Source organism: Rhizobium sp. RHZ02, from assembly GCF_014851575.1.
GTDB classification, from domain to species: Bacteria; Pseudomonadota; Alphaproteobacteria; order Rhizobiales; family Rhizobiaceae; genus Rhizobium; species Rhizobium altiplani.
Map to the genome: position 1 here is coordinate 1 of NZ_JACUZX010000008.1, position 12513 is coordinate 12513.

Below are 12513 nucleotides of genomic sequence, written 5' to 3' on the forward strand. Positions count from 1 at the left end.
AGTGGCCTGATGCGTGGCAAGAGGATGATTGCCGGCGGCCGCAAACCAGTGCGCGACGCCCTTTACATCGCCGCCTTGCCCGCCATCCGCTTCGATCCAGCCATGAAGGCCATCTTCGAACGACTGAAAGCGAAAGGAAAGCCCGGAAAGGTCGCTCTCGTCGCGGTCATGCGAAGGATGATCATAATCCTCAATGCCAAAATGAGAGACTATCGAGCAACGGTGATTGACGCCTAACACCGTTGCTTTTTGTTTGCAGGATTGGAGTTGGCGGTGTCAGAGATCCAGCGCCGACAGCATCAGGAACGTTACAAAAAGGATGAAGTGCGTCATGCCTTCGATGGCGTTGGTCTCACCGTCGTTGAGGTTGATGGCCGCCGCAATCAGCGTAATCGCCACCATCACGGTCTGCACCGGCGTCATCGCCATGATGAACGGTTGGCCGGTGTAAAGGGCAATGGCCTCCATGACCGGAACCGTGAGGATGACGGTCGATAGCGACGCGCCCATGGCGATGTTCACGGTCGCTTGCATGCGGTTTCGCAGCGCCGCGCGAAGGGCCGTCAAGATCTCGGGCGACGCCGAGATCGCTGCGACAACGATGGCGGTCAGGACAACGGGAGCGCCAGAATTCCGCAGGCCTTCCGTCATGAAGGTCGACATGAATTCCGCGAGCAGGCCGATGATGACGACCCCAACCAGGATGGTGGTGATCGACGCGGTCGTGGAGTCTTCGATCGAGTGCTCATCCGGATCGCCTTTCCGCTCGCTGCGAGGATAGGCGTAGCTGAAGAAGTAACTGTGCTGACCGACCTGCATGCGCAGGAAGAGTGCGTAGAGGGCGATCATCGCCAGGATGGTGAAGGCGGAGTAGTAGTGCCACTTTTCCGCCGGCACGAATTCCGGAACGATCATCGAGATACCCATGGCGGTCAGGATCATCACGCCGTAGGTCTTGCCCGAGTTGTCGTTGTACGGCTGCTCGCCGTGCTTCAAGCCGCCGAGCAGCGCGGCGAGGCCGAGTATGCCGTTGATGTCGAGCATCAGGGCTGAATAGATCGTGTCGCGCACGAGCGTCGGAGAGCTTTCGCCGGTCATCATGATCGCGAGGATGATCACTTCCACTGCAACTGCCGACAGCGTCAGGATCATCGTGCCGTAGGGGTCGCCGACCTTGATCGCGAGAATCTCCGCATGGTGGGCGACACGGATTGAGGCAAGGACGATGGTGGCGACGAGCCCGGCAGCGGCGATCAGCGATATCTCACGCCCCATTTCAAGAAATGCATGTTCCGACACATAGGCGATAGCCGCGACGCCTATCGCCAACACCAGGAACGTTTCGTCTTTCAGCCGCGACGCGATTTTCACGGAAAGCTCCGAGTTCGATTCATCCGACAAGTCTAAAACGATGATTTTGCATGGCAAGCTAGTGAGCGGAGGGAGTAAGTTTGCAGTCTTGAGAATTTAATGGAATACTAACGCATCGGTCAGCCGGAAGCATATCGCGGCGCCCTCTCGTTTCCTCCAACGCGGCCCGCGCACTGGATGCCATCCGGTCAGTATTCGAGCGCGAAACAAGAAGAAGAGGAGTGAGAGGCATGGTCAAGGTGGTCTACGAGGTCGTTCCTCACGACGGAGGCTGGGCCTACCGGTTGGGCGGTGTCTACTCCGAAGCATTCCCGACACACTCCGAAGCGCTTGAGGCAGCCCGTATCGTTGCAGCTGAACAGCAGGTTGGCGGTGATTCCGCCGAGATCAGCTGGCAGGATGACAAAGGTAAATGGCATGAGGAGTATGCCGAAGGCGGAGACCGGCCGGAGACTGAGGTTGTCGACGGCACCTGGAAAAGCCATTCCAGCGAAGCCTCGCCGCGCGCATGAGCACAGGGGTCATCATCCATGTGATGATCAACCCCGGCGTTTATGCGCAGTTCCCTTGGTGTAATTCAACAGGCCGTCTACCAGCGCGTCGAACGTGACGCGGTAGCGGCGTGCCGTTTTGATCCCTTCGTGCATGACGACCCACGTGTCGAGGGGTATCCGGAAAAGTTCGGGCAGAACCGGCAACAGATCTGGGTCCTGCGCGGCGATGCCCATCTGGCAGATTCCAATCCCCAGACCCGCACGAATGGCCGAGATTTGCGCGAGCGGGTTGTCGCTCTTGAACGCAAAGACGAGATTGTCTGGCAATGGAAAGCGCGCCATCATGGTCCTGATATAGGCTGTCTGCCGGTCGAAGCCGACGAGGCGATGTCGTGCGAGGTCGGCCATCCCCAGTGGTGCGCCGTGTTGCGCCAGGTAGCGCCGGTGGGCGTGAAAGCCGAGCGGTATCTCTCCGATGCGGCGGCCGATAAGTTGATCCTGGGTCGGCTCTGCCATCCGGACGGCAATATCCGCCTCCCGATTGAGAAGGTCCTCGATCGCGTCGGACGCCGAAAGCTCGATGTTGAGATCGGGATGGGCAGCCATCAGCGGTGCAAGGATGGGAGGCAGTACCTCGACGCCGATGACCTCGCTGGCGCTTATCCGGACGGTGCCGGCAACCTGCTCTCGATGTCCCGAGGCAGTTCGCAGCAGGGCGGCGGATGTCGCTGCGAGCGTTTGGGCATAGGGTTTCAGTTCAAGGGCTGCATCGGTTGGCAAGAGACCGCTCGGCGAGCGGACGAAGAGTTGCGAGCCGATTGAATTCTCGAGCGCATCGATGTGCCGTCCGACGGTCGGCTGCGTCAGGCCGAGGTCACGTGCCGCCGCAGAAAGCGACCCGTGTTCCAGCACAGCCAATAGCGTCCGGTAGAAATGCCAGTCCGGTTCTCTCTTCATGCATTTATGTATATCTGCGATACGAGATTCGTCAATTTCGTTTATCCGAAAATGCCCGCATGATTGGCTCAGTTCAAATTGACGGAGATCATCATGACTGGGCAGAACGGACAGGTTGCTCTGGTACTGGGTGCAACAGGCGGGATCGGAGGGGAGGTCGCTCGGAAGCTCGCCGCGTGCGGTTGGCATGTGAGGGCGCTGAACCGCGATGCAGCGAAGGCTCGCGCGAAAGCGCCCGACTTCGAGTGGGTCCAAGGCGACGCGATGAACGCCGAGGATCTCGTGACCGGGGCGCGCGGCGTCAGCCTTATCATTCATGCTGTCAATCCGCCGGGCTACCGCGATTGGGAAAAGCTCGTTCTCCCGATGCTCGACAACACCATCGCCGCTGCACATTCGGTTGGTGCGCGCATCGTTCTGCCGGGCACGGTCTATAATTTCGGACCGGATGCCTTTCCGGTTCTTCGGGAGGATAGTCCACAGCAGCCCGTGACGATGAAGGGAGCGATCCGCGCCGAAATGGAACGGCGACTGGAGATTGCCTCGCGCAGTGGCGCGCGCGTCATCATCGTTCGGGCCGGCGACTACTTCGGGCCGGGGGCTGCCAACAGCTGGTTTTCGCAAGGCATGGTCACGCCGGGAAAGTCGGTCGAGGCCGTCAAGAACCCGGCCCGGCCGGGTGTCGGACACCAGTGGGCGTACCTGCCCGATGTTGCTGAGACGATGATCCGTCTGGTCGAGCGTGGTGATCGCCTTCCGCCCTTCGCCGTGTATCACATGGATGGCTTCTGGGATGCCGATGGCAGCCAGATGGCCGCTGCAATCAAGCGGGTTGTCGGCAGTAGGATAAAGACGCGGGCCTTCCCGTGGTGGATCGTGCCTCTGGCCGCCCCGTTCGTCACCTTCATGCGCGAGTTGAAGGAAATGCGGTACCTTTGGCGCGAGCCGCTGCGGATGTCGAACGAACGGTTGGTTGCCGAACTCGGCAGCGAGCCTCATACCCCGATCGACGACGCTGTTCGTAGCTCCCTGGTCGCACTCGGGTGTCTGGCGGCTGAGCCGAACGAACTCGAGGCTCGCGCGTCCGCGCAGGCGGTGTATTAGTGTTGTTTTTGCCTGCCTCGGCGAGGCTCCTACGGCGTGCCTATCCCTGCTGTAGTTCGGCAAGCGCAATGCGCGCGACTGCGAGGGGGCTTTGGGCCAGTTCCGTCGATCCGCCGCCCAGAAACCAGGCCGCCGACAAGCCGGAATAGGCGACTATCCATTGCAGCAGCCGTTTCGGATCTAGGTCAGTTTCGGTCGCGACGATCCGGAGTTGCCTCTGCAGACGGCCCGGGGAAGTGACTGTCGGAAGATCTGGGTTGGCGAAGATGTTGGCGTAGTCGAAGCCACGCTCGCCGATGAGGCCTTTGGGGTCGATTGCCAGCCAGCCGTCCTCGCCGAAATCGAGGATGTTGCTGTGGTGAATGTCGCCGTGCAGGACCACGGGATCGCTGATATTTCCAAGCAGTATTCCAGCGATGTGGTTGCACTCGGCCAGAATGCCGTCATGGGCACGTGCTGCCGGCTCCAGGTCACGAAACCAGCGGGCCAGTGGAATGAGGTCCGGCAAAGGCTGTTCGCGTGGGGCGTGAAGTTCTGCGACAGTGCGGCACATGATGCGGGTCGCCGTATCGTCCGCGCCGTCCATTGCCATTCCCAACAGCGAGCGATGGCCCATTGCACGCTCGAGCAGAACTGCCTCGTTGTCGTGGGCGTAGACTTTCGCTGCCCCGATGCCACCCCACCATTGCATCAAAGCGCCGCCAGCCTGCTCGGCCTCGTCATTGGAGATTTTCAACATGGCGGGTTTGCCGTCCCGGAGAACGGGCAGGAGGTGGCTGGAATGAGTGATGATCGGTTCGCCGTCGACGGTCAGTCGCCAGCGCTTGATGTACGACTCGAACATGGCGCCATGTTAGCTAGGCGCTAGAAGAAGAAAATCCCGCCGAATGGCGGGATTCCGTTGGCACTTGATGGTTCAGGCGGCCTTTTCGATCACGGGATAGTCGATGTAACCCTTTGGTCCGCCGCCGTAGAAGGTGGCCTGCACGGGCGTATTCAGTGGCAGGTTCTTTTCCAGACGTCCCACGAGATCCGGATTGGCGATGAATGGCTTTCCGAAAGCGACGAGATCGGCGCGGCCGCTCTCGACGGCATCAATCGCCAGGTCCCGGTCGTAGCCGTTGTTGACCATCCACTTCGCCTTGCCGCCAGCCTTTTCATAGGCCTGGCGCAGAGCCTTATAGTCGAAGGCGGCGTTGGTGCCCTGCTTGAAGTCGCGGTCGCCGCCGGTCTGGCCTTCGATGACGTGAATATAGGCAAGATCATATTTCGCCAGGCCTTCGATGACATGGGTGAAGAGCGCTTGCGGGTTGGAGTCGTAGCTCTCGCCCGAAGGCGTGACAGGCGAAATGCGAATGGCTGTACGGCCTGCGCCGATTTCCTTGGTCACGGCGTCTACCACTTCGAAAGTGAAGCGGGCGCGGTTTTCGATCGAGCCACCATACTGATCGGTGCGGTCGTTGACGCCGTCGCGCAGGAACTGGTCGAGCAGGTAGCCATTTGCACCGTGAATTTCCACACCGTCAAAGCCAGCGTCGATCGCGGCGCGCGCAGCTTTGCGGTAATCCTCGATGATGCCCGGGATTTCCGAGGTTTGAAGGGCGCGCGGCTCGGAGGTATCGGCAAAGGCGCCAGTGCCATCGTCATTGACGAGGTACGTCTTGGCCTTGGCGATGCGGTTCGTCGAAGAGACGGGCTTGCCGCCGTTCGGCTGCAGCGTCGTATGCGAGATACGGCCGACATGCCACATCTGCACGACGATCTTGCCTCCTGCTGCGTGGACGGCATCCGTCACTCGCTTCCAGCCGTCGAGCGCTTCCTTCTTGTAAAGCCCGGGAACGTCCGCGTAACCCTGACCCTGATGTGTGATGGCCGTTGCCTCGGTGATGATGAGGCCGGCCGTCGCACGCTGGCGGTAGTATTCGACGTTCAGGTCGTTCGGAACGGCACCCGGCGAGCGGTTGCGCGTCAGCGGCGCCATCACGATATGGTTCTTGATGGCAATGTCGCCAACCTTTGTCGGTTCGAAAAGCTTGCTCATGAGAGTCCTTTCTTGGTGCGGGAGGATCACTCGGCCGAGGCCGAAGATGGGGGAGGAGGTTACGATGCGAGCCCAATTAGGGCCGCAGCCGCATACGCTACAGATCCTTCGAAAGTTGCTTGAGGAAAGCCGCGATGGTCTCCTCATTGCGCTTGTAGAAGATCCACTGGCCAACGCGTCTCGTCGTCACAAGCCCTGCTCTGTTCAGGGTCGCGAGATGCGCTGATACGGTCGACTGAGACAGGCCGCAGCGCTCAAACTGGCTGGCGCAGACGCCCATCTCAAACGGATGTTCTTGTGTGGAGAAATGCTCCTCAGGTTTCTTCAGCCAGTTCAGAATTTCCATCCGGGTCGGATGGGCGATCGCCTTCAGGATCTCGTCTTTTTCCATCGTCGTTCTTCGAATTATAAATCGTCCGTAGACGATATATGGATCGGCAACACTCGATATGCAAGACACGACGGCGTGATTTGCTGCTCTTTCGGATCTGGCTAAATTCTGGGCAAAAAAAGAGGGCCGCCGAAAAATCGGGGCCCTTTAAAGGTGTGAAGGTCAATAAACCTCCAGAGGGGAACAGCTAACGCGGTGGCACTGGGAGAGAAGCCACGAAATGCATCAGCTGAGTGGGATATGCTGCTTCAAGAGGCAGATTGCAATGCATGTTTGCGCATGCCTGCTATGCGCTGCACAATTTTCTGCTGCAATGCGAAAAAATCGTGCAAAAAAAGAGGGCCGCCGAAAGATCGGGGCCCTTATAGGTGTGAAGGTCAAAACCTCCAGAGGGGAACAGCTAATGCGGTGGAACTGGGAGGAAAAGCCACCGTGTGCATCAGCTATGTGCGATATGGTGCTTTAATGAGCAAACGGCAACCCCAGTTTATGCATGCCAGACATGCGCATATTGCACAGCTTGTATTTCTAGGGTGAGCAACTAGAAGTTCCAGTTGCGTGCCTTGCTGACGATGAAGTCGCGGAAAGCCTTCAGCTTGGCGGCATTTTTCATTTCGTCAGGATAGCAGAAGTACGTATCAAACGACGGAACGTCAGCGTTAATCGGCAGCTGGATGAGGCCAGGATCTCGTCCGACGATGTAGTCGGGCATACAGGCAACGCCCATGCCGAGCAGGCACGCGCGCTTGATCGAGGTCTGGCTGTTGATCTGCAGATGCGGGATGCGCTTGTTGTCGGACGAGCGTCCAGCGACCTCAAGCCAGTTGACATCGAGCAGGTAGCTCGGCGCGGGCTCGCCAAAGGTAATGATACGATGGTTGTCGAGGTCCTCGACCGTCTGCGGCTCGCCATGGCGGTTGATGTAGGAGGGGGCCGCATAGACGTGCATGTGAACGGTGAACAGCTTGCGCTGGATCAAGTCGGATTGCACCGGCTGGCGCAGGCGGATGGCGCAATCCGCGTAGCGCATGTTCACATCCACTTCCTCGTTGTCGAGGATCAACTGGATCTGGACATCCGGGTAGAGCTGCATGAACTCCTGGATCTTGTCGGTCAGCCAACCCTGGCCAAGGCCGACCGTCGTCGTTACGCGCAGCTTTCCGGTCGGCGTTTCCGTCGTCTCGGTTAGCTGCATCTTCACGGTTTCGAGCTTCAGGAGCACGTCGTGGGCGGTGCGATAAAGCAGTTCGCCCTGTTCCGTCAGAATCAGACCGCGCGCATGGCGGTGAAAGAGCTTTGTGCCGACATCCTGCTCGAGTGCGCTGACCTGACGGCTGATCGCGGACTGGGACAGATGCAGTTTATCCGCCGCATGCGTGAACGAACCCGCTTCGGCAGCTGCGTGAAAGATACGCAGCTTGTCCCAATCCAATGGCATTCCCCCACCCCTCATAGCCGGTCCTACTCTGCGGCCACGGCGACGGGCATATGGCCCGTCAGATATCGTTCGGCTTCGAGAGCTGCCATGCATCCCAAGCCGGCGGCGGTGATCGCCTGGCGGAACGTGTCGTCGGTCACGTCACCAGCGGCATAAACGCCTTCGAGGCTGGTCGCCGTCGAATCCGGTGCGGTCCAGAGATAGCCATTATCCTTCAGCTTCAGCTTGCCCTTGAAGAGTTCGGTTGCCGGGGCGTGTCCAATAGCAACAAAGACGCCGTCGACCGCAACCTCGGTGATCGCACCCGTGCGCGTGTCGCGCAGGCGAGCGCCCGTAACGGACGGCGGCATCGGCGGCTTGGCCGGCGTGCCGGTGATTTCAGCGACCTCGGTGTTCCAGAGGACCTTGATGTTCTCCTTCGAGAACAGCCGTTCCTGGAGGATTTTCTCCGAACGGAAGCTGTCGCGGCGGTGAACGACCGTCACCGACTTCGCGATGTTGGAGAGGTATAGCGCTTCCTCCACGGCACTGTTGCCGCCGCCGACGACGATGACGTCCTTGTTTCGGTAGAAGAAACCGTCGCAGGTCGCGCAGGCCGAGACGCCGAAGCCCTGGAAATGCTGCTCGCTCTCGATGCCCAGCCACTTTGCCTTGGCGCCGGTCGCGATGATCAGGGTATCGGCGGTCCAGACTTGGCCGCTGTCGGTGCGGGCCACGAACGGGCGCTGGTTCATCTCGACTTCGGTGACGATGTCGTTGACGATTTCGGCGCCGACATGCTTTGCCTGCTGCAGCATCTGATCCATCAGCCAAGGTCCCTGGATGGGATCGGCAAAGCCCGGATAATTCTCCACATCCGTGGTGATCATCAGCTGTCCGCCTTGCTCCATGCCGGCGATCAGCACTGGCTTCAGCATTGCACGGGCTGCATAGACGGCAGCCGTGTAGCCGGCAGGGCCGGAGCCGATAATGAGCACCTTGGTGTGGCGGGCGGACATGGGTATTTCCTTTCGACTGTCGGGAGAGCGGCGGCTAAGAGGCGAATGAGGCCGTTTCGCGATCCATTCGCCATTTATGAACGTCCAGTGCTTTTATTCAAGGGCAGCCCTGCGTTACCAACAAGGCTTTCTCGGCGCGCTGTGCAACAATCCATCGCCGTGTTGAAACTTTCTTGCGAATTCCGTCGCTTTATATAGAAGCTGGCGACCAGGAATTAAAGGAAGGGCAGGATTGTGCTTCGCGCCGAACTCGATGCCATCGATATAAAGATACTGCGTGAGCTGCAGGCAGACGGACGTATGACCAATGTCGAGCTCGCCGACCGCGTCGGGATTTCGGCGCCCCCGTGCCTGCGTCGCGTGCGGAAGCTCGAAGAGACTGGCGTCATCGAAGGCTATCACGCGATGTTGAACAGCCCGAAGCTCGGCTTCGACCTTGTCGCCTTCTGCATGGTCGGCCTCAAGCATCAGTCGGAAGCCAACCTCAAGGCTTTTGCCGCCGCCACTACGCAGTGGCCTCTCGTGCGGCAGGCCTGGATGGTTTCCGGGGATAGCGATTTCCTTCTGCACTGTGTTGCAGAGAACCTGACGCGCTTCCAGGATTTCGTTATCGAGGTACTGACGGCGAATGAGCATGTGGATACCGTGCGGACGATGCTGACGATCCGACAGGTCAAGCGGGTGGGCCTGGTCGAAGTCTGAGCGGCCAAGAGAAGCAGCATTGCTCTATGAATGAAACGGCTTATGCCGTAGTGAAGGCGCTTTGCTAGCTCTGCCGCGGAAAAAGACACGAAGATCATTCCAATGACCAAATTGCCCATTTCCGCGTTCATCATTTGCTTGAACGAAGAAGCGTATCTCGGCAATTGCATCGAGAGCCTGGATAAGTGCGCGGAGATTGTGGTCGTTGACTCCGGTTCGACGGACGGGACGATTGCTCTGCTGGAGTCCTATATCGAGAATGGCTGGCCGATCCGGGTGTTTCACGAGAATTGGCGCGGTTACGCAGGGCAGAAGCAATTCGCACTCGATCAGTGTACGCAGCCTTGGCGCTTGAATATCGATTCCGATGAACGGCTCGATGCACCCCTGCGGAAGCTTTTGCCGGAGCTCATTGCCGCTTCCGAGGATATTGTCGGGTGGCGGCTGGCGCGTCGCCCCTATCTGGTCGGTTACGGCTACACCCCTGTGCATGTGCACGAGCGCAGGAACCTGCGGCTGATCCGCAAGGGCAGGGGCGCATATGATCTCACGCAAGCTGTTCATGAAGGCATAGTGCCGACGGGGCGTGTCGAGGACGCAAAGTCCGGCAGCCTTCTTCATTACCGGCCACTGATCATCGATGATCAGATCCTCAAGGAAAACAAGTATTCGACCCTGAAGGCCGATCAGCACTTCGCCTTAGGCGAGGGGACGACCTTCCTCAGACTGATTTTCAGCCCGGTGCTCTATTTCTGGCGCCTTTATTTTCATAACGGTCTATGGCGTTGCGGGCCGTCGGGCTTCATAGAAGCTATGACAGGTGCTGTGTACGCCTTTCTGACGCAGGCGAAGCTGTATCAGCGTAAGGCAGCCGAACGGCATCCGAATTTTGATGATGCGGGAAGGCACTAAGGTCCAAAGGTTCAATCATGAAAGTGATGCATTATCATTTCGGCAAGGATGGCGGTGCTGAGCGTTTCTTTGTTCATCTGGTCAACGCCCTGGCACGCCGGGGCGTCGAGCAAACCGCGGTCATCCGTCCGAACCGGCTATGGCGGAAGGACATCGAGCAGTCGTCGCGCATCATCGAAAGCAAGTTTCGAAATCTCTCACCCGACAGGATCCTATTGCCTTTGCGGGTCAAACACATGGCGCGTATGGAGAAGCCCGATGCGCTGTTTTCTTGGGCGACCCGTGGCAGCCGACTGATGCCGAACTATAAGGGATGTATCAAGCTCTCCCGTCTTGGGGATTACCCGACAAACCTCAGCTACTTTAAAAACTCCGACATTCTCGTTTGCAATACGCCTGGTATCGGCGAGCATGTGCGTAATAAGCTGGGCTGGACACGCGGCGTCGAGGTGATCTCGAACTTCACGAATACTGAACAAGTGGCGCCCGTCGATCGCGCGTCGCTGAACACGCCGGTTGATGCGCCCGTCGTGATGTCGATGGGCCGTTTCGTACCACGCAAGGAATTTGCCTTGCTGACGGCGGCGGTGGCGAAGCTGCCTGATGTCTATTTGTGGCTTGCGGGCGAAGGCGAAGAATTGGAGAACGTCAAGAAGGTCGCAGCGGACCTTGGCGTTATGGACCGCGTACGTTTTCTCGGTTGGCAGAAGGATACGCGGCCGTTCGTCGCCGCTGCCGATATTTTCGTGATGCCGTCAAAGCACGAGCCGCTTGGCAATGTCATTCTAGAGGCCTGGGCGCAGGGCAAGCCTGTTGTCTCCAGCCGCTCCGAGGGACCCTCGTGGTTCATGCGTGACTGTGACAATGGGCTACTGGTTGACATCGGCGATGCCGATGGTTTCTCGCACGCCATCGAACGGCTGATCAACGATCCGGTACTGGCCGCGAAGGTTGCTGCGGGGGGGCGGGAGACGCTGATGAAGCAGTTCTCCGAAGACGCAGTTGCCAACGCCTATCTCGAGCTTTTCAAGCGCAAGCCTTGATGTCGTCGCTTAAAGCGACCGATAAATGGCGCCAAGCTTCCGTGCTTCGCCTTCGATACTGAAGGTATTCATGGCATGAGTTCGGGAGCGGGCCGATGCCAGCTGTCGGCGGCTTTCGTCATCCATGAAGAGACTGGACGCTTGAACCATTGTACCGAGATCGTCGCGCGGGACGATGAGGCCGGTTTCGTTGGCGCCCGTTACCAGCAGTTCAGGAAACGCACCGACGTCGGTAGCGACCACGGGGACCGCCGTTGCCATCGCTTCGAGCGGTGTCAGACCAAAGCCTTCCCAGCGCTGTGGAGCAATGAAGAGGTCGAGCGTCCGATACCAGTCATTGATATTGGTGTGCTCGCCGACGAATAGAATGCGATCGGCCAGGCCTGCGGCTGCAGCGCGCGCCTTCAGCTCCTTCTCGAACTCGACGTGCTGGGATGTTGCGCGTCCGGCAATAACGGCGATCCAGTCCGGTCGGGTCGGCAGCAGGCGGATCATGCTGTCGACAAAAAGATCCGTGCCCTTCTGGTGACGAACGCGACCGAAACAGCCGGCGATCCTCTTCGTGGCGTCAAGACCAAGCAGCTGTTTGGCTGTCGCCTTGTCTTCCGCCGGAGAGAAGCGGGCCGTGTCTATTCCGTGCAGAACAACGGTGTTCGGCACTTCCAGATAGTTTGCCGTCTTGCCGCTGGTCGCGATCACGGCGTCCATTCTGGAGATCAGCCATTTCGTCCAGCCGGTGTGGCGGCGCTGAGAGGCCGACGTGAAGACAATCTTCAGGGGCATGCGCAGGACATCGCGCATGAGAATGGCCGGCAGCATCTCGATGTTGCGGCGGGCGTGCCATATGCGGAAGGGCCGACAGCGCGGCGCGCGCCAAAGCTTCGGCAGGTCGCGAAAGCGAATGTGCGGCAGAGATGCTGGAAGGCCCGGTCCGAGGGTCGCAATCTTCTCGCCGAGTACGCGCTGGACCGGGATCAGCTGAATGATGGTGGAGGTGACGCCGGAGAGCCGTTTTTTGAAGTTCGGCGCAATAATCTCGACGTCACTAACATTGACGATAGC

13 protein-coding genes and 1 pseudogene are annotated in these 12513 nt (G+C 59.1%); 6 read left to right on the top strand and 8 right to left on the bottom strand.

Annotated elements, in window-relative coordinates; translation table 11 throughout:
* Positions 1-237: pseudogene (locus IB244_RS14400) on the top strand (IS110 family transposase); the annotation flags it as partial.
* Positions 238-276: 39 nt separating this feature from the next.
* Here IB244_RS14400 and IB244_RS14405 read toward each other — a convergent pair.
* Complete coding sequence (locus IB244_RS14405; RefSeq protein WP_026371794.1) at positions 277-1371, bottom strand: calcium:proton antiporter; 1095 nt, start codon at positions 1369-1371, stop codon at positions 277-279.
* 230 nt (positions 1372-1601) lie between these two features.
* On the opposite strand from IB244_RS14405, the gene IB244_RS14410 reads away from it, so the two are divergent.
* Positions 1602-1883: a DUF2188 domain-containing protein gene (locus IB244_RS14410; protein ID WP_007534149.1), complete on the top strand. Its 282-nt coding sequence runs from the start codon at positions 1602-1604 to the stop codon at positions 1881-1883.
* Positions 1884-1910: 27 nt separating this feature from the next.
* On the opposite strand, the gene IB244_RS14415 is transcribed toward IB244_RS14410, so the two are convergent.
* A complete protein-coding gene (locus IB244_RS14415; RefSeq protein WP_192304666.1) occupies positions 1911-2822 on the bottom strand; it encodes a LysR family transcriptional regulator in 912 nt (303 codons plus the stop codon).
* A gap of 93 nt (positions 2823-2915) precedes the next feature.
* Between IB244_RS14415 and IB244_RS14420 the strand changes: the two genes are divergently transcribed.
* Positions 2916-3926 (top strand): NAD-dependent epimerase/dehydratase family protein, encoded by a 1011-nt coding sequence (locus IB244_RS14420; protein WP_062372892.1) that lies wholly within the window; start codon positions 2916-2918, stop codon positions 3924-3926.
* A gap of 40 nt (positions 3927-3966) precedes the next feature.
* On the opposite strand, the gene IB244_RS14425 is transcribed toward IB244_RS14420, so the two are convergent.
* The 5 genes from IB244_RS14425 to trxB all read right to left on the bottom strand — a co-directional run bounded on the left by IB244_RS14425 (position 3967) and on the right by trxB (position 8794).
* Positions 3967-4770, bottom strand: coding sequence for an aminoglycoside phosphotransferase family protein (locus tag IB244_RS14425; RefSeq protein ID WP_192304668.1), 804 nt, complete (start codon positions 4768-4770; stop codon positions 3967-3969).
* A gap of 72 nt (positions 4771-4842) precedes the next feature.
* Complete coding sequence (locus IB244_RS14430) at positions 4843-5967, bottom strand: alkene reductase (RefSeq protein ID WP_018857201.1); 1125 nt, start codon at positions 5965-5967, stop codon at positions 4843-4845.
* A gap of 97 nt (positions 5968-6064) precedes the next feature.
* Positions 6065-6358: an ArsR/SmtB family transcription factor gene (locus IB244_RS14435; protein WP_018857200.1), complete on the bottom strand. Its 294-nt coding sequence runs from the start codon at positions 6356-6358 to the stop codon at positions 6065-6067.
* Positions 6359-6899: 541 nt separating this feature from the next.
* Positions 6900-7796: a LysR family transcriptional regulator VtlR gene (locus IB244_RS14440; RefSeq protein WP_018857199.1), complete on the bottom strand. Its 897-nt coding sequence runs from the start codon at positions 7794-7796 to the stop codon at positions 6900-6902.
* A gap of 23 nt (positions 7797-7819) precedes the next feature.
* Positions 7820-8794 carry a thioredoxin-disulfide reductase gene (gene trxB, locus IB244_RS14445; protein ID WP_025661736.1) on the bottom strand — a complete coding sequence of 325 codons (975 nt, stop codon included), beginning with the start codon at positions 8792-8794 and terminating at the stop codon, positions 7820-7822.
* Between the two features lie 234 nt (positions 8795-9028).
* On the opposite strand from trxB, the gene IB244_RS14450 reads away from it, so the two are divergent.
* From IB244_RS14450 to IB244_RS14460, 3 genes are all read left to right on the top strand, one after another.
* The gene (locus IB244_RS14450; protein WP_018857197.1) at positions 9029-9496 is read left to right on the top strand and encodes an Lrp/AsnC family transcriptional regulator; all 468 of its coding nucleotides are present in this window, start codon (positions 9029-9031) and stop codon (positions 9494-9496) included.
* A gap of 102 nt (positions 9497-9598) precedes the next feature.
* A complete protein-coding gene (locus tag IB244_RS14455; protein WP_018857196.1) occupies positions 9599-10408 on the top strand; it encodes a glycosyltransferase family 2 protein in 810 nt (269 codons plus the stop codon).
* Between the two features lie 17 nt (positions 10409-10425).
* Positions 10426-11451, top strand: coding sequence for a glycosyltransferase (locus IB244_RS14460; protein ID WP_018857195.1), 1026 nt, complete (start codon positions 10426-10428; stop codon positions 11449-11451).
* A 9-nt stretch (positions 11452-11460) separates the two neighbouring features.
* Here IB244_RS14460 and IB244_RS14465 read toward each other — a convergent pair whose 3' ends face one another.
* Positions 11461-12510, bottom strand: coding sequence for a glycosyltransferase family 4 protein (locus tag IB244_RS14465; RefSeq protein ID WP_192304719.1), 1050 nt, complete (start codon positions 12508-12510; stop codon positions 11461-11463).
* Between the last annotated feature and the right edge of the window lie 3 nt (positions 12511-12513).